Origin of the sequence: Pseudooceanicola sp., from assembly GCF_041987405.1 — a bacterium.
In the GTDB taxonomy this organism is placed as follows: domain Bacteria; phylum Pseudomonadota; class Alphaproteobacteria; order Rhodobacterales; family Rhodobacteraceae; genus Pseudooceanicola.
Genome location: NZ_JBHIWR010000003.1, coordinates 470,163 through 486,423, shown reverse-complemented (window position 1 = coordinate 486,423; position 16,261 = coordinate 470,163). Strand labels below are relative to the sequence as shown.

Here is a 16,261-nt window from a genome sequence, read left to right as displayed (position 1 = left end):
TCGGCCACAAGTAATAGAGCCCAGAGGAGGCCCCGGTCAGAGCACGCCGATTTCCGCCAGCGCCTGGCTCAGATCTGCGGGCAGGGTATCTTCGTTCTGACGGGTCTTGGGCAGGTCCGGCGGGCTGTCCTCGGGTTTGAGGTATCGCCAGCCCTGGAAGGGGCGGCGGGGTGAGGCGGCGGTCGGGTGCAGCTCCGGGTCGAGGACGATGGCGCAGCGGCGGATGCCGTCGCCGCGGTCGACCTCGTCGAGGCGCAGAATGCGCTGGCGGCACTGGATGACGCCCTTGATGACCCAGTAGATCGAGCCGCCGTTCAGAATTTCGTCCACGCGTTTGGGGAACATGCGGGTGACATGGCGAGGCAGCCCGTCTTCGGCCTGGGCCATGCGGGTCTGCTGCCAGGCGCGCAATGTGTCGACGGATTCCGTCCCGACGGAGAGTTTGATCAGGTTGATATGCTTGGTCATCGAGCCACTACATATAGATGTTGGGTGTTGCGCTTTGCCTATCAGTAGTGTAGCTTGAATGGCCCGAGAGGCAAGCCTGATGTGTTCCGGGGCTGGCCCAAACCACCACACAGTGTATGATGGGCATTCGCCCGTCGCTAGCAAAGGTGATTCCGACATGACCCGTTTTGCCGCCCCGATCGCCGAACAGGTCTGGGACATGAAATACCGGCTGAAAGAGGCCGATGGCACCGCCGTCGACCGTTCAGTCGAGGACAGCTGGCGACGGATTGCCCGTGCCCTGGCCGATGTCGAAGAGGACAAGGCGGCGTGGGAAGAGACCTTCTATACCGCGCTGGAGGACTTCAAGTTTCTCCCCGCCGGGCGGATCACCGCCGGGGCCGGCACTGGGCGCAAGGTCACGCTCTTCAACTGCTTCGTCATGGGCACGATCCCCGACAACATGGGCGGCATCTTTGACATGCTGAAAGAAGCCGCGCTGACCATGCAGCAGGGCGGCGGCATCGGCTATGATTTCTCGACCATCCGGCCCAAGGGCGCGGCGGTTTCCGGCGTGGCGGCGGATGCCTCCGGGCCTTTGTCCTTCATGGATGTCTGGGACGCCATGTGCCGCACCATCATGTCCGCCGGGTCGCGGCGTGGCGCGATGATGGCGACGATGCGTTGCGATCACCCGGATATCGAGGATTTCATCGGCGCGAAGTCCGACCCGGCCCGCCTGCGCATGTTCAACATGTCCGTCCTCGTCACCGACCCGTTCATGGAGGCGGTCAAGGCCGACGGCCCGTGGGAACTGGTGTTTGACGGAAAGGTCTATCACACCCTTCAGGCGCGCGATCTGTGGAACCGGATCATGCAGGCGACCTATGATTACGCCGAGCCGGGTGTGATCTTCATCGACCGGATCAACAAGGCCAACAACCTGAGCTATTGCGAGACGATTGCGGCGACGAACCCTTGTGGCGAGCAACCCTTGCCGCCCTATGGTGCCTGTCTGCTGGGCTCAGTGAACCTTGCGCGGCTGGTGACGGATCCCTTCACCGACGCCGCGCAACTGGACCCCGAGGCGCTGGACAGGTTGGTGCGCGTGGCGATCCGGATGATGGACAACACCGTCGACGCCTCGAAATTCCCGCTTGAGGCGCAGGCGCGCGAAGCCGAGGCCAAGCGCCGCATCGGCCTCGGCGTCACCGGCCTGGCCGACGCGCTGCTGATGCTCGGCCTGCGCTATGGCTCCGACGAGGCCGCGACCCAGACCGAAGACTGGATGCGCGCCATCGCCCGCGCTGCCTATCTCGCCTCCGTCGAGCTGGCGAAGGAAAAGGGGGCATTTCCGCTCTTTGACCGGGACGCCTTCCTCGCATCGGGGACGATGCAGGCGATGGACGAGGATGTCCGCGCGGCGGTAGCCGAACATGGCATCCGCAACGCGCTGCTGACCTCGATTGCGCCGACGGGGACGATCTCGCTCTACGCGGGCAACGTGTCTTCGGGGATCGAGCCGGTCTTTGCCTATGAATACACCCGCAAGGTGCTGCAGAAGGACGGGTCGCGGACCGAGGAAAAGGTCGTCGATTACGCGGTGCAGATGTGGAAGGAACTGAAGGGCGACGCCCCCCTGCCGGAGTATTTCGTCAACGCCCAGACGCTTGCTCCGCTGGAGCATGTGAAGATGCAGGCGGCGGCGCAGAAATGGGTCGACTCGTCGATCTCCAAGACGATCAACTGCCCGGAGGACATCTCCTTCGAGGCGTTCAAGGACGTCTACATGGAGGCCTATGAAACGGGCTGCAAAGGCTGCACCACCTATCGGCCGAACGATGTGACGGGGTCGGTGCTTTCGGTGGCGGAAGAGAAGCCGGGCACTTTCGCGTCCCGACTAAAAGAGGCACGGAAGAATGCAGGCCTCTCTCAGGAAGAACTGGCCGCGAAGGTGGGTATTACCAAAGCAGCGGTGTCCAATGCTGAGAACGGCAGATCAGATACGATGCGCAATCTTGATGCATTGGCCACGGCCCTCAATGTATCGCCCGGTTGGCTACAATTTGGCGAAGCGGGCACCGCCCCCGAAACCCTCGCCTCGACCGACGCCGAGCCGCTCCAGCCGCATGGCGACGTGGTCTACATGCAGGAACCGCTGGACCGGCCGCAGACGCTGGAAGGCAATACCTACAAGCTCAAGTGGCCCGACAGCGAACATGCCATCTATCTGACGATCAACGACATTATCGTCGGTGGTCGGCGAAGACCCTTTGAGGTCTTCATCAATTCGAAGAACATGGAGCATTTCGCCTGGACCGTGGCGCTGACCCGCATGATTTCGGCCGTGTTCCGGCGTGGCGGCGATGTGTCGTTTGTGGTCGAAGAGCTCAAGGCCGTTTTCGATCCGCGCGGCGGGGCCTGGATGAAGGGTAAGTATATTCCCTCGATCCTTGCTGCCATCGGCGGTGTGATCGAGACGCATCTGATCTCCATCGGATTCATCGAGGGTGAGGGCGCCGGGCTGAAGAGCGACCCGACCGCCAAGGTTGTGGGGCTTGAAGGCGGCGGGCGTGGCAAGGCCTGCCCTTCCTGCGGTCAGTATTCGATGCAGATGATCGAGGGCTGCATGACCTGTTCGTCCTGTGGCCATTCGAAATGCGGGTGAGGGTCTGAGGGCGGGGCGGTCATATGATGACAAGCTAATTTTGGCCATCTTCCGGGGAAAACGGCCATTTCACAAGTTAACGACGGCTATTGGGGAAGACCTCTCCAAAATCCGTTATTGCGGAGGCGCCGAAGCAATTCTCGAGCCGGAACGCCACTGACTGGAACATGGGTCCGCAAAGAACTCTACGCAAACCGATATCCGAAGTTTTGTGATTTTCTGGTATGCGATCCGGCGTCGGGGCCGTTCTCCGATCGGAAAGCATCTTTGCGTGCCAGTCTGCATCCGCCGAAAGCAAGAAGGCCGCGAGTATCCCCGCGGCCTTCGAGTTTTGCATGAGTGGCGGCGCGCCCTCACATCAGTCGGTCTGGTAGCCTCACGCGGCCTTGGTGCCGTTCATAATGAGGGCGGCATCGATCCTGGCTGCCAGTAGGTCTCGCATCGCGAGGATCTGCCGGAAGCCCCGCTGCAGCCTGTCGCGAGCAGCGCCCGTTTCAGAAAGAACAGGGACAGAGCAGACACGACCGACGGCTCCGAGTTCCGGGTCGTCCGTGCCGTCGAAGACGTTTCGGAGGCCAAGGGTTTCCTGCGTGATGGCCTGGTCGAGAAGGTCTTCGATGCATCCGATTTCCTTGGCCGCCGCCTCGGACAGCGGTCCGTTGCGGCGCAAAGCGGATAGCGCTCGCAGAACCGTATCGAGGTCGGTCGCGCCCAGCTCCGCATCATTGCGCTGAACCTGATCGTGCAGGACGTCGAGCCCTCGTAGAATGCGCGTGCATAGTTCCTTGTTTGTCATTTGGTCGAAGTATTTCATGGCTGTGTCCTCGTCTCGTTGCTGGGATGTGGCGAGCGGTCGGCCGTGTCCTGTCGATCTGCTATTTCAGGCTGCATCGTTGACCTGGAGGGCGAGCGCTCGGGCATCCCGGGCATCGTCCAGTTCGCCGACCTCGACGAGAAGATCGTAAAGCCGGTCAGTGACAAGACAGAGCTTCTCCACCTCCGGACTGGCAGGGTCGAGGAGAACCCAGGACGAGAGGTCGGGTTCGAACGCATCGATGACCGGGTCGAGTGAAAGCAGCCTGTGCAGGTCGACCAGCCGGAGACGGGTCGTCCGATCGAGGCGTGATGCGTTTCGCAGCTCGGACATGAGCCGCAGCACGCGAGCTTTTCCGGCATCGCCGTCGATCAGCGCGGCAGCGTTGCACAGAGCGTCTCCGTGCTCGGCACAATGCGCCCTAACGGCAGCGAGTTGAGGGTCGACGGACAGGGTCTTTGTGGGTAGTCGGCGCAGCATGTGTTCCTCCGTTGTTGCGCGTCTGCCAATCGCGGCAGCGTCAAGCCTGGGCGAGAAAGACCTGAAGACGGAGATGAAGGCGGCAGGCGCGAAGCCGATGTTGCTGAAGTCGGACATCGGTGTGCGGATTTTCCGACGTAGCGATCTGCCGGAGCGCTTCCGCGTGTAGACATATCTGACCACATGCAACATGATTGGTCGGCCGTCCCTTGGGGCGGCCGATTTTTTTTGTTTGGCTGGAAGGCTGCAGCGCAAGAAATCCGGTAGCCAAAGTAAGCTTGTCAAATGGCCGTTTTTGCCGCCGGAGACGAGGGCGCTTTCAGCAAAAACAATGGGTTACGGTTTCGTGATGGCCAAAATTAGCTTGTCGTCACAGTAGGTTGCGGCCTGGCGCAATTACCCGGTGGCGATCACGCGCGTGCCCCAACCTTCGCAGGTCTTCTCCAGGTCGGCGGGCAGGGGCTTGTCGGTGAAGAAGGCGTCGATATCGGCGAGGGAGGCGATGCGCACCGGGGCCCCGCGGGAGAACTTGGTGTGGTCGGAGACCAGGAAGGTCGTGCGGGACTGGCGCAGGATTGTCTGGCTGACGCTGACCTCTTGAATGTCGAAGTCCAGCAGGTCGCCGTCGCGGTCCAGGGCCGAACAACCGATGACAGCCAGGTCGAATTTGAACTGGCGGATCGTTTCGGCGGCCAGGTTGCCGACAAGGCCGCCGTCAGAGCGTCGCAGCAGGCCGCCTGTCACAATGATCTCGCAGCCCGGATTGTTCGCCAGAATATTCGCCACGTTCATGTTGTTGGTTACGACCATGAGGTTCTCGTGGTGCAGCAGTTCTTCGGCCACGGCCTCCGTCGAGGTGCCGATGTTGAGGAAGAGCGAGATATTGTCCGGGATTTCGGCCGAACAGGCGCGGGCGATGGCGCGCTTGGCCTCGGGGTTGAGGGACCGGCGTTCCTCATACCCGATGTTGGTGGTGCCGGAGGGCAGGACCGCGCCGCCGTGGACACGTTCCAGCCGTCCGGCCTCGGCCAGGTCGGTCAGGTCGCGTCGGATGGTCTGCAATGTGACGCCGAAATGCGAGGCCAGCCCTTCGACCGTCACCTTTCCGTCGCGGCGGACGATTTCCAGGATTTCAGGATGACGGAAGGTCTGGGACATGCGGCGGCCTTTCTGCATGAGCTCGCAGTGCGGGGTGGGATCACCCTAACAAGCCGCAGAAACGCGCAGAAACGCAATCGAAAAGTCGGAATATGACCGGATTTCGAGGAGTTTTGACCGATATCGGTCGGGCCAATCACTTGAAAGAACTGCAAAACACCAAAAAGGAAAGAAAACGAAAATAATCTCCTTGCGAGGTTTGGCGGCAATTGCCATAACGTGTCGGAGTTACGCGTCTGGAGGAGACACGCGTGGATCAACCGGCTGACAGTGCTGTGACGGACCTTTTCGTCATCGGGGGCGGCATCAACGGATGCGGTATTGCCCGTGACGCTGCAGGGCGTGGGCTGTCGGTGACGCTGGCAGAGATGAACGACCTGGCCTCTGCGACCTCCTCGGCCGCGACAAAGCTTTTCCATGGCGGTCTGCGCTATCTCGAATACTTCGAATTTCGTCTGGTGCGTGAGGCGCTGGTCGAGCGGGAAGTGCTGTTGAGCGCGATGCCGCATATCAGCTGGCCGATGCGATTTGTTCTTCCATATCATAAGGATATGAGGTTCGAGGCGAATACGCCGACGTCGAACCTCCTAAGCTTGGTCATGCCCTGGATGAAGGGGCGTCGACCCGCCTGGCTGATCCGATTGGGGCTGTTCCTGTATGACCACCTGGGCGGGCGCAAGATCCTGCCGCCGACCTCGACCGTCGATCTGACGACGGCACCCGAGGGCGCCCCGCTGAAGCCCCACTTCACCAAGGCGTATGAATATAGCGACTGTTGGGTCGAGGATTCGCGGCTCGTCGTCCTGAATGCACAGGATGCGGTGGCCCGAGGCGCTCGGGTTCTGACCCGGACGGAGATGACCGGGGCGGTTTCGGAAAACGGGCTGTGGCGGATCGAAACGCGCAATACCGAAACCGGCGAGATGCAGACGCATCATGCGCGGATGCTGGTCAATGCGGGTGGCCCCTGGGTTGGAGATGTCCTGCAGACCAAGGTGCGCCTGAACTCGCGCGAGGGGGTGCGGCTGGTCCGGGGCAGTCACATCGTGACCCGGCGGCTCTACGATCACGACAAGTGCTATTTCTTTCAGGGCACCGACGGTCGGATCATCTTTGCCATCCCCTACGAGACCGATTTCACCCTGATCGGGACGACAGACGAGGATCACGAAGATCCCTCGGTCAAACCGGTCTGCACGGAGGCGGAACAGGATTACCTGCTGTCCTTCGCCAATCAGTACTTCGAACGTCCGGTGACCCGGGATGACATCGTCTGGACCTTTTCCGGCGTGCGCCCCCTGCATGATGACGGCTCGACCAGCGCCACGGCGGCGACGCGGGATTACACGCTGAAGGTCGACACGAGTGCCGGAGCGCCGATGCTGAACGTCTTCGGCGGCAAGATCACCACCTACCGGCGGCTGGCCGAAAGCGCGCTGGTGAAGATCGCCGTGCAGCTTGGCAAGGCGGGGGAGGCCTGGACCGAGGGTGCTGCGCTGCCGGGCGGGGATTTCCCTGTCAGCGGGGTCGCCGATCTGATCACCGGGTTGCAGCGGGATTATCCCTTCCTCACCGATTTCTGGGCGCAACGGTTGGTGCGCGCCTATGGGACGCAGGCGGCGATTATCCTGGGCGATGCGGCCAGTGCCGCAGATCTGGGGCAGGATTTTGGTGCGACCCTGACGGAAGCGGAGGTCGCCTGGCTGATGACGCATGAATTTGCGCGAACGGCCGAGGATGTGATCTGGCGGCGGACCAAACTGGGCCTGCGGCTGGATGCGGATCAGGTTCGGGCGCTGGACGAATGGATGGCGCGCTGTCGCCGTGATGCGGCTGCGGCGGCGGAATGAGGAGGATGACCCCATGACCTTGGAATTGCAGGGCGTGTCGAAGATCGTGGAGGGGCAGACCCATATCCATACGACGGATCTGACGCTGGAGAAGGGCACGATGAACGTGCTGCTCGGACCGACCCTGTCGGGCAAGACCTCTCTGATGCGGTTGATGGCGGGGCTAGATGCGCCTGCGTCAGGCCGGATCATGTGGAACGGGGCAGATGTGACCGGCCAGCGGGTGCAGGATCGCAAAGTGGCCATGGTCTATCAGCAGTTCATCAACTACCCGTCGATGTCGGTCTACGACAATATCGCCTCGCCGCTGAAGTTGATGGGTGTCGGCCGGGCGGAGCTGGACCGCCGCGTCCGCGAGACGGCCGAGTTGATGAAGCTGACCCCTATGCTGGACCGCAAGCCGCTGGAACTGTCGGGTGGTCAGCAGCAGCGCTGCGCGCTGGCGCGGGCTCTGGTCAAGAACGCCGGGCTGGTCCTGCTGGACGAACCGCTGGCCAACCTGGACTACAAGCTGCGCGAGGAGCTGCGCATCGAGATCCCGAAGATCTTCGAGGCCTCGGGGTCGATCTTTGTCTATGCCACAACCGAACCGGAGGAGGCGCTGTTGCTTGGCGGCAATGTCGCCACCCTCTGGGAAGGGCGGATCACCCAGTTCGGGCCGACGCCCGCGGTCTATCGTCAACCGGTGGATGCGACCACGGCGCGGGTCTTCTCGGATCCGCCGATGAACTTCCTGCAGATCTCGAAGACCGGCAACCGCATCATGTTCGGCAAGGGGCAGAGCGCGGCGGCGACGGGCAATATCGCGGATTTGCCGGATGGCCGCTACATGGCGGGGTTCCGGCCCAACCACCTGGAAATCGGCCGCCATGCGGCGGATGCGATGGAGTTCCGGACGACGCTTGTCGTGACCGAGCTGACGGGGTCGGAAACCTTCGTGCATCTGGATCACCACGGCGAGCGTTGGGTCGGGCTGATCCACGGGGTTCAGGACCTGACCCTCGGGGCGGAACAGAGCGTCTGGCTGGAGCCGCGCCATGTCTACATTTTCAGCGAAGACGGCAGGCTGGTTGCACCCGCCGCCTATGCGCTGGCGGCCTGAGGGAGGGAACGATGGCCAAGATCACCCTGGACAACCTGGCGCATTCCTATCTGCCGAACCCGGCATCCGAGGAGGACTATGCGCTCAAGGAGCTGAACCACGATTGGGAGGACGGCGCGGCCTATGCGTTGCTCGGCGCCTCCGGTTGTGGGAAATCCACCCTGCTGAACATCATCTCCGGCCTGCTGGCACCCTCGCAGGGGCGCATCTTGTTTAACGGCGAGGACGTGACCCAGGCGCCGACGGCGGCGCGCAATATCGCGCAGGTGTTCCAGTTTCCGGTGGTCTACGACACGATGACGGTGCGCGATAACCTGGCCTTTCCGCTGCGCAACCGTGGCCGGGACGAGAGCTATGTCGCGGAGCGCGTTCAAGAAATCGCCCGGATGATCGGCATGGAAGACATGCTGAACCGCAAGGCGCGCGGGCTGACCGCCGATGCCAAGCAGAAGATCAGCCTGGGCCGGGGCATGGTGCGCAAGGATGTGAATGCTCTGCTCTTCGACGAACCGCTGACGGTGATCGACCCGCATATGAAGTGGGAGTTGCGGACGCAGTTGAAGAAGCTGCACCACGACTTTGGTCACACGATGATCTACGTCACCCACGACCAGACAGAGGCGCTGACCTTCGCCGACAAAGTGGTGGTCATGTACGACGGGCGTGTGGTGCAGATCGGCACGCCGGAAGAGCTGTTCGAGCGGCCGGAGCATACTTTTGTCGGCTATTTCATCGGCTCTCCGGGGATGAATGTGATCCCGGCCAAGGTGGATGGCGCCCGGGCTTATATCAACGGCTCCTACGTCGATCTGGCCCAGGGCTACGGGCCGCTCGACGGCAAGGTCGAGATCGGGGTGAGGCCGGAATACGCCCGGCTGTCGCAGTCCGACGGGCTGCCGGTGAAGGTGCGGCGGGTGGAGGATGTCGGTCGGCACAAGATCATCCGGGCCGATTTCTTCGGCCATGACATCAACATCATCGCAGGCGAGGACGAGCCGATCAGCGCGGACATGACCCGGGTCACCTTCGATACCGCGCATGTGAATGTCTACGCCAACGACTGGCGCGTGAAGGGGGAGGCTGCGTGATGGAAAAGACCGTCAATCAGAAAGCCTGGTTCCTGGTGCTTCCGGTTCTGCTACTGGTGGCCTTTTCGGCGGTAATCCCGTTGATGACCGTGGTCAACTACTCGGTCCAGGACACCTTCGGGAACAACCAGTTCTTCTGGGCCGGGCTGGAATGGTTCGAGGAGATGCTGGCCTCAGAACGGATGTGGGATGCCCTTGGGCGGCAGCTGATGTTCTCGGCCATCATTCTTGCGATCGAGGTGCCGCTTGGGGTCTTTGTCGCGCTGAACATGCCGAAACGGGGCGGTTGGGCCAGCCTGTGTCTGGTGCTGATGTCGCTGCCGCTGCTGATCCCGTGGAATGTGGTCGGCACGATCTGGCAGATCTTTGGCCGGGTCGACATCGGGCTGCTTGGGTACACGCTGGATGCGCTTGGCGTGAACTACAACTATACGCAGGACACCGTCGCCGCCTGGATCACCATCGTGACGATGGACGTCTGGCACTGGACCTCGCTGGTCGCGCTGCTGGCCTACGCGGGTCTCAAGTCGATCCCGGATGCCTATTACCAGGCCGCGAAGATCGACCAGGCGAGCCGTTGGAAGGTGTTCCGCTATATCGAGCTGCCCAAGATGGCCGGGGTCCTGATGATCGCGATCCTGCTGCGCTTCATGGACAGTTTCATGATCTACACAGAGCCCTTCGTGGTCACCGGCGGCGGGCCGGGCAATGCGACGACGCTGCTGTCCATCGACCTAGTCAAGATGGCGCTCGGCCAGTTCGACCTGGGCCCGGCGGCGGCGTTTTCGATCATGTATTTCCTCGTGATCCTGCTCATCAGCTGGGTGTTCTACACCGTGATGACCAACCTCGATAAGCGGGAGGGCTGAAAGATGGCCGACGCAACCGCCAGCCAGAGCACATCACGCGGCCTGAGCCTGCCAAAGGTCAATTCCCGGGCCGTGGTGATGGTGCTTTATCTGCTCTTCCTGCTGCTGCCGATCTACTGGCTGCTCAACATGAGCCTGAAGACCAACACGGAGATCCTGAACGAATTCACCCTGTTCCCGCGTAATCTGACACTCGACAACTACGCGACGATCCTGACCGATCCGGCCTGGTATCTGGGCTATGTGAATTCGCTGATCTACGTGGTGATGAACACGGTGATCAGCCTGGCGGTGGCGCTGCCGGCGGCCTATGCCTTTTCGCGCTATCACTTTTTGGGTGACAAGCACCTGTTCTTCTGGCTGCTGACCAATCGCATGGCCCCGCCTGCGGTCTTCGCCCTGCCGTTCTTTCAGCTCTATTCCTCGGTCGGGCTCTTTGACACGCATATCGCCGTCGCTTTGGCGCATTGCCTGTTCAACGTGCCTTTGGCGGTCTGGATCCTCGAAGGGTTCATGCGCGGCGTGCCAAAGGAAATCGACGAGACCGCCTATATCGACGGTTACAGCTTCGGGACGTTCTTCGTGAAGATCTTCATGCCGCTGATCGCGTCGGGCATCGGGGTCGCGGCCTTCTTCTGCTTCATGTTCTCCTGGGTGGAGCTGCTGCTGTCGCGGACGCTGACGACGGTGGATGCCAAGCCGATCGCGGCGATCATGACGCGGACGCAGGGGGCATCGGGGATCGACTGGGGCGTTCTGGCCGCGGCGGGCATCCTGACGATCGTGCCGGGCGCGCTCGTGATCTATTTCGTGCGGAACTACATCGCCAAGGGCTTCGCCCTGGGGAGGGTGTGATGAGCCGACGCGACATCTGCATTTCGAACCGGAGGACCCTCTGACATGGCATGGATGGCATGGACCTGGCCGACCGCAATCTTCTTCATGGTCATCGCCGCGCTTCTGATCACCTTCACGGTGTTGGCGATCCGGTACCCCGAAACGCCGCGCACCGGTGTTCTGGGGATCGAGACGACGCGGGGGGATCGTCTCTTCATCACGCTTCTTGGCTCGGCCTTCATCAACCTGGCCTGGCTCGGATTGGCGGGGGCCGCACAGTGGTGGGCGCTCGCTGTTTGTCTGGTCTACGCGGCTGCGGTTTTCCGCTGGGTGTAGCCCATTATTGTTCCGGGGGATCAACCGCCGGGGCGCCTCAGTTTCTAAGGGAGGAAAACTATGAGGATCAGTTTAAGTAACACGACAGCCATGTTGGCTGCGCTTGCCCTGGCCGCACCGGCCTGGGCAGACATGGAGGCTGCGAAGCAGTTTCTGGACGCCGAGATCGGGGATATGTCGTCCCTGTCCCGCGCGGATCAGGAAGCGGAAATGCAGTTCTTCGTGGACGCAGCCAAGCCGTTCGAGGGGATGGAGATCAAGGTGGTCTCGGAGACCATCACCACCCATGAATACGAAAGCCAGGTGCTGGCGCCGGCTTTCACCGCGATCACCGGCATCCAGGTCACCCATGACCTGATCGGCGAAGGGGACGTGGTCGAAAAGCTTCAGACGCAGATGCAGTCGGGCGAGAATATCTACGACGGTTACATCAACGACTCCGACCTGATCGGGACGCACTGGCGCTATCAGCAGGTGCGCAACCTGACCGACTGGATGGCGGGCGAAGGCGCGGATGTGACGCTGCCGACGCTGGATCTGGACGACTTCATCGGCCTCAGCTTCACCACCGGGCCGGATGACAAGGTCTATCAGCTTCCGACGCAGCAGTTCGCGAACCTTTACTGGTTCCGCTACGACTGGTTCAACGACGAGAAGAACCAGGCTGACTTTAAGGAAGCTTATGGGTACGACCTGGGTGTTCCGGTCAACTGGACGGCCTATGAGGACATCGCCGAGTTCTTCACCGGTCGCGACCTGAGCCATATGGGTGTCGAGGGCGAAGTCTTCGGCAACATGGACTACGGCAAGAAGGACCCCTCGCTTGGCTGGCGCTACACCGATGCGTGGATGTCCATGGCCGGCATGGGCGACGTGGGTGAGCCGAACGGCCTGCCTGTCGACGAATGGGGAATCCGTGTGAACGAGAACTCCCAGCCTGTCGGGTCCTGTGTCGCACGTGGTGGTGCCACCAACGCCCCGGCCGCGGTCTATGCCGTGACCAAGGCGATCGAGTGGCTGGAGAAGTACACGCCCCCGGCTGCCGCGGGCATGACCTTCTCCGAAGCGGGTCCGATCCCTGCGCAGGGCAATATCGCGCAGCAGATGTTCTGGTACACGGCCTTTACCGCCGACACGGTGAAGCCCGGCCTGCCCGTGATGAACGAGGACGGCACGCCGAAATGGCGCATGGCCCCCTCGCCGCATGGCGTCTACTGGAAGGAAGGCCAGAAGGTCGGTTATCAGGACGCGGGGTCCTGGACGCTGATGAAATCCACCCCGGTGGATCGCGCCAAGGCCGCGTGGCTCTATGCGCAGTTCGTCACCTCCAAGACCGTGGACGTGAAGAAATCCCACGTCGGTCTGACCTTCATTCGCGAGTCCACGGTGCAGCATGACAGCTTTACCGAGCGTGCGGACAAGCTGGGCGGTCTGGTGGAGTTCTACCGCTCCCCGGCGCGTGTGGCCTGGTCGCCGACCGGCACCAACGTTCCGGACTACCCCAAGCTGGCGCAGCTGTGGTGGCAGAACATCGGCGACGCGATGTCCGGTGCGAAGTCCCCGCAGGAAGCTCTCGATGCGCTCTGCGCGGATCAGGAGCGGGTGCTTGAGCGTCTGGAACGTGCGGGCATTCAGGGCGACATCGGTCCCAAGCTCAACGAAGAGCGGGATCCGGAGTACTGGCTGTCCCAGCCCGGTGCGCCCTATCCCAAGCTTGAGAACGAGGACGAAGAGCCCAAGACGGTCAGCTATGATGAGCTGATCAAGTCCTGGCAGTAAGCCTTTGACCGGCCGGGGCCTTGCGGGGCCCCGGCCTTTCCGATTTCCCACTCTGTCATGTCCCGGGTTTGCTCGGGGACCTCGTGCCTTGCAGATCCTCGGGTCAGGCCCGAGGATGACCGCTCCGACGGAGGCACATTCAGATGACACATGTTCTGGCGATAGATCAGGGGACGACCTCGACCCGGGCGATCCTGTTCGACCAATCCCTCACGACCATCGCATCGGCGCAGGCCGAATTTGACCAGCATTTTCCAGATAGTGGATGGGTGGAGCACGATCCCGCGGACCTCTGGTCGACGACGGCGGCGACCTGCCGCGCGGCGATCGAGAAGGCGGGGCTGGATGCCTCGGCCATCGCCGCCATCGGCATCACCAATCAGCGCGAAACGACGCTGGTCTGGGACCGCAAGACGGGCAAGCCGCTATACAATGCCATCGTCTGGCAGGACCGGCGGACCTCCGACCTGTGCAAGACGCTCAAGGCGGACGGGTTCGAGGAGGTCGTGACCGAACGCACAGGCCTGCTGCTGGATCCCTATTTCTCGGGCACCAAGCTGGCCTGGATCCTCGATAACGCGGAGGGCGCACGGGACCGGGCCGAGGCGGGTGAGCTGGCCTTCGGCACCGTGGACAGCTGGCTGGTCTGGAACCTGACGGGCGGACGGGTCCATGTGACCGACGCCACCAATGCCGCGCGCACCATGCTTTATGACATTCGCAACGGCTGCTGGTCCGACGAGATATGCGCCCGGCTCAACATCCCCATGTCGCTGTTGCCGGAGGTTCGCGACAGCGCAGCCGATTTTGGCGAGACGCGTTCCGACCTCTTTGGTCGGCCGATCCCGATCCTCGGGATAGCGGGGGACCAGCAGGCGGCGACGGTCGGGCAGGCCTGTTTCCAGCCGGGGATGATGAAATCGACCTATGGGACCGGGTGTTTTGCCCTGCTCAACACCGGCGATCAGATGGTCCGGTCGCAGAACCGCCTGTTGACAACGATTGCCTATCAGTTGGACGGCAAGCCGACCTATGCGCTGGAAGGGTCGATCTTTATCGCCGGGGCCGTCGTGCAATGGCTGCGCGACGGGCTGAAGATCATCCGCGAGGCGAAGGAGACGCAACCGCTGGCGGAGCAGGCCGATGCCTCGCAGGGCGTCGTGCTGGTCCCCGCCTTTACCGGCTTGGGCGCGCCCTATTGGAATGCGGATTGCCGGGGGGCGATCTTTGGCCTGACCCGCAACTCCGGTCCGGAGGAACTGGCCCGTGCGGCGCTGGAAAGTGTCGGGTTCCAGACCCGCGATCTGCTGACGGCGATGCAGGCGGATATGGGGGGTACGGGTGATGCGGTACTGCGGGTCGATGGCGGGATGAGCGCGTCGGACTTCGCCATGCAGTTCCTGTCGGACATCATCGGTGCCCGGGTGGATCGGCCCAAGGTGCTGGAGACGACGGCCATGGGCGCAGCCTGGCTGGCCGGTCAGCGGGCCGGGCTCTATCCCGCCCAGGCGGAGTTCGCGGCGCAATGGGCGCTGGACCGCAGTTTTGAACCGGCAATGACCGAGGAGGTGCGGGACCGGAAAACCGGCGCCTGGGAACGCGCGGTCGATGCGACGATGCGGTTCTGACCCTTGATGGGCGTGAGCGATTTCGGGCTGACCGCCCCGGCGCGCACTATCTTTGGCCGTGACTGTCGGGGCAGGGCGGTTGAGATGATCCCGGAGTTCGGGCGCCGGTTGTTGCTGGTGCGCGGCGGCTCCGTGGGCTGGGCGGAGGATCTGACCTCTGCCTTGAGCACATCAGGCTGCGCGGTGGAGGTCCTACGGTCGCAGGGTGAGCCTGATCTTGCCTCGGTGCGCCAGGGGGTGTCGGTGGCGCGGGCCCACAGGGCGGACTGCGTCGTGGCTGTCGGCGGCGGCTCGGTGATCGACCTGGGAAAGGCGGTGGCCGGGCTCTGCACCAGTCCAGGCGATCCGGCGGATTACCTGGAGCTTGGCGATCAGGCCCCGGCGAGGCTGGAGGCCCCCGTTCCCTTTGTCGCGATCCCGACAACCGCAGGCACCGGGGCGGAGGCCACACGGAATGCCGTCATCGGCGTGCCGGAGCGGCAGGCGAAGATCAGCCTGCGCGATCCCCGGCTGGTGCCGGACCTCGCCATCGTCGACCCGGCGTTGTCCGACGGATGCCCGAGGGCGCTGACCCTGGCCACCGGGCTGGATGCGATCACGCAGCTGATCGAAAGCTATCTGTGCAACCGCGCAAACCCGCTCACCGACGCGTTGACCGCCGTGACGATACCGGGGGCTATCACGGCGCTGGTCACGTTGATGCGGTCGGAAGATCCCAAGGCGCGGGAGGTCATGGCCCGGGCGAGTTACCTGAGCGGGGTCGCCTTGGCGAATTCGGGACTGGGCGTGGTGCATGGGCTGGCCTCCGTCATCGGGGGGTATGGTGGGGCGCATGGGGCGATCTGCGGGCGATTGCTGGCCCCGGCCTTGAAGGTGAATGCAGCGGTGGCGCAGCGGCAGGGACTGGACACCGCGCGGTTTCGACAGGTCGATCACTGGTTGTCCGACGGGTTCGGGGAAAGTCCGGGGGACGGCGTGCAGGCACTGCGCGCCTTCGTCGACGACCATGATCTGCCCGGCTTGGGTGCCCTCGGCGTTCCTTCCGACGGGATGGCGGAGATTGGGCAACGGGGGCTTTCCGCCTCGTCTACTCGGGCAAATCCTGTGCCGTTGGACCAGGGCGAGCTGCAGGAGATTCTGCGCAGCGCTGGTTAGGTCCGGGGGTTAACACCGCCGAGAAAACGACCGTTGACGCAGCGGTCCCG

The 16,261-nt window shown here is 62.8% G+C and carries 14 protein-coding genes; 10 read left to right on the top strand and 4 right to left on the bottom strand.

Annotation, left to right across the window (positions count from 1 at the left end; all coding sequences use genetic code 11):
- Positions 1-36: 36 nt before the first annotated feature.
- Complete coding sequence (locus tag ACFC2Y_RS10370; protein WP_375174561.1) at positions 37-468, bottom strand: DUF1489 family protein; 432 nt, start codon at positions 466-468, stop codon at positions 37-39.
- Between the two features lie 157 nt (positions 469-625).
- Between ACFC2Y_RS10370 and ACFC2Y_RS10365 the strand changes: the two genes are divergently transcribed.
- Complete coding sequence (locus ACFC2Y_RS10365; RefSeq protein ID WP_375174562.1) at positions 626-3,115, top strand: adenosylcobalamin-dependent ribonucleoside-diphosphate reductase; 2,490 nt, start codon at positions 626-628, stop codon at positions 3,113-3,115.
- Between the two features lie 376 nt (positions 3,116-3,491).
- On the opposite strand, the gene ACFC2Y_RS10360 is transcribed toward ACFC2Y_RS10365, so the two are convergent.
- From ACFC2Y_RS10360 to ACFC2Y_RS10350, 3 genes are all read right to left on the bottom strand, one after another.
- A complete protein-coding gene (locus ACFC2Y_RS10360; protein WP_375174563.1) occupies positions 3,492-3,929 on the bottom strand; it encodes a hypothetical protein in 438 nt (145 codons plus the stop codon).
- Positions 3,930-3,995: 66 nt separating this feature from the next.
- Positions 3,996-4,526, bottom strand: coding sequence for a hypothetical protein (locus ACFC2Y_RS10355; protein WP_375174564.1), 531 nt, complete (start codon positions 4,524-4,526; stop codon positions 3,996-3,998).
- Between the two features lie 279 nt (positions 4,527-4,805).
- A complete protein-coding gene (locus tag ACFC2Y_RS10350; RefSeq protein ID WP_375174565.1) occupies positions 4,806-5,567 on the bottom strand; it encodes a DeoR/GlpR family DNA-binding transcription regulator in 762 nt (253 codons plus the stop codon).
- A 251-nt stretch (positions 5,568-5,818) separates the two neighbouring features.
- Here ACFC2Y_RS10350 and glpD point away from each other — a divergent pair, with 251 nt between their 5' ends.
- The 9 genes from glpD (at position 5,819) to ACFC2Y_RS10305 (ending at position 16,211) form a co-directional block, all read left to right on the top strand.
- Entirely contained in the window at positions 5,819-7,417 is a 1,599-nt protein-coding gene (glpD, locus tag ACFC2Y_RS10345) for a glycerol-3-phosphate dehydrogenase (protein ID WP_375174566.1), read from the top strand.
- A 13-nt stretch (positions 7,418-7,430) separates the two neighbouring features.
- Positions 7,431-8,519, top strand: a complete 1,089-nt coding sequence (locus tag ACFC2Y_RS10340; protein ID WP_375174567.1) for an ABC transporter ATP-binding protein — start codon at positions 7,431-7,433, stop codon at positions 8,517-8,519.
- An 11-nt stretch (positions 8,520-8,530) separates the two neighbouring features.
- Entirely contained in the window at positions 8,531-9,607 is a 1,077-nt protein-coding gene (locus tag ACFC2Y_RS10335; protein WP_375174568.1) for an ABC transporter ATP-binding protein, read from the top strand.
- Positions 9,607-10,476, top strand: coding sequence for a carbohydrate ABC transporter permease (locus tag ACFC2Y_RS10330; protein ID WP_375174569.1), 870 nt, complete (start codon positions 9,607-9,609; stop codon positions 10,474-10,476). Before ACFC2Y_RS10335 ends, ACFC2Y_RS10330 begins: the two co-directional genes overlap by 1 nt.
- Positions 10,477-10,479: 3 nt before the next feature.
- Positions 10,480-11,331 carry a carbohydrate ABC transporter permease gene (locus tag ACFC2Y_RS10325; RefSeq protein ID WP_375174570.1) on the top strand — a complete coding sequence of 284 codons (852 nt, stop codon included), beginning with the start codon at positions 10,480-10,482 and terminating at the stop codon, positions 11,329-11,331.
- Positions 11,332-11,376: 45 nt separating this feature from the next.
- On the top strand, positions 11,377-11,649 hold the full coding sequence (locus tag ACFC2Y_RS10320; protein ID WP_375174571.1) for a DUF2160 domain-containing protein: 273 nt from the start codon (positions 11,377-11,379) through the stop codon (positions 11,647-11,649).
- Positions 11,650-11,709: 60 nt separating this feature from the next.
- Positions 11,710-13,428, top strand: coding sequence for an ABC transporter substrate-binding protein (locus ACFC2Y_RS10315; RefSeq protein ID WP_375174572.1), 1,719 nt, complete (start codon positions 11,710-11,712; stop codon positions 13,426-13,428).
- Between the two features lie 143 nt (positions 13,429-13,571).
- Entirely contained in the window at positions 13,572-15,056 is a 1,485-nt protein-coding gene (glpK, locus tag ACFC2Y_RS10310; protein ID WP_375174573.1) for a glycerol kinase GlpK, read from the top strand.
- A gap of 6 nt (positions 15,057-15,062) precedes the next feature.
- Entirely contained in the window at positions 15,063-16,211 is a 1,149-nt protein-coding gene (locus tag ACFC2Y_RS10305; protein ID WP_375174574.1) for an iron-containing alcohol dehydrogenase, read from the top strand.
- Positions 16,212-16,261 lie beyond the last annotated feature (50 nt).

Excerpts from the sequence above, each read along its gene's own strand:
- glpK (WP_375174573.1), top strand. The coding sequence starts at position 13,572 with ATGACACATGTTCTGGCGATAGATCAGGGGACGACCTCGACCCGGGCG.
- ACFC2Y_RS10315 (WP_375174572.1), top strand. The coding sequence starts at position 11,710 with ATGAGGATCAGTTTAAGTAACACGACAGCCATGTTGGCTGCGCTTGCC.
- ACFC2Y_RS10360 (WP_375174563.1), bottom strand. The coding sequence starts at position 3,929 with ATGAAATACTTCGACCAAATGACAAACAAGGAACTATGCACGCGCATT.
- ACFC2Y_RS10370 (WP_375174561.1), bottom strand. The coding sequence starts at position 468 with ATGACCAAGCATATCAACCTGATCAAACTCTCCGTCGGGACGGAATCC.
- ACFC2Y_RS10320 (WP_375174571.1), top strand. The coding sequence starts at position 11,377 with ATGGCATGGATGGCATGGACCTGGCCGACCGCAATCTTCTTCATGGTC.
- ACFC2Y_RS10335 (WP_375174568.1), top strand. The coding sequence starts at position 8,531 with ATGGCCAAGATCACCCTGGACAACCTGGCGCATTCCTATCTGCCGAAC.
- ACFC2Y_RS10305 (WP_375174574.1), top strand. The coding sequence starts at position 15,063 with ATGGGCGTGAGCGATTTCGGGCTGACCGCCCCGGCGCGCACTATCTTT.
- ACFC2Y_RS10350 (WP_375174565.1), bottom strand. The coding sequence starts at position 5,567 with ATGTCCCAGACCTTCCGTCATCCTGAAATCCTGGAAATCGTCCGCCGC.
- ACFC2Y_RS10330 (WP_375174569.1), top strand. The coding sequence starts at position 9,607 with ATGGAAAAGACCGTCAATCAGAAAGCCTGGTTCCTGGTGCTTCCGGTT.
- ACFC2Y_RS10340 (WP_375174567.1), top strand. The coding sequence starts at position 7,431 with ATGACCTTGGAATTGCAGGGCGTGTCGAAGATCGTGGAGGGGCAGACC.
- ACFC2Y_RS10325 (WP_375174570.1), top strand. The coding sequence starts at position 10,480 with ATGGCCGACGCAACCGCCAGCCAGAGCACATCACGCGGCCTGAGCCTG.
- ACFC2Y_RS10355 (WP_375174564.1), bottom strand. The coding sequence starts at position 4,526 with ATGTCCGACTTCAGCAACATCGGCTTCGCGCCTGCCGCCTTCATCTCC.
- ACFC2Y_RS10365 (WP_375174562.1), top strand. The coding sequence starts at position 626 with ATGACCCGTTTTGCCGCCCCGATCGCCGAACAGGTCTGGGACATGAAA.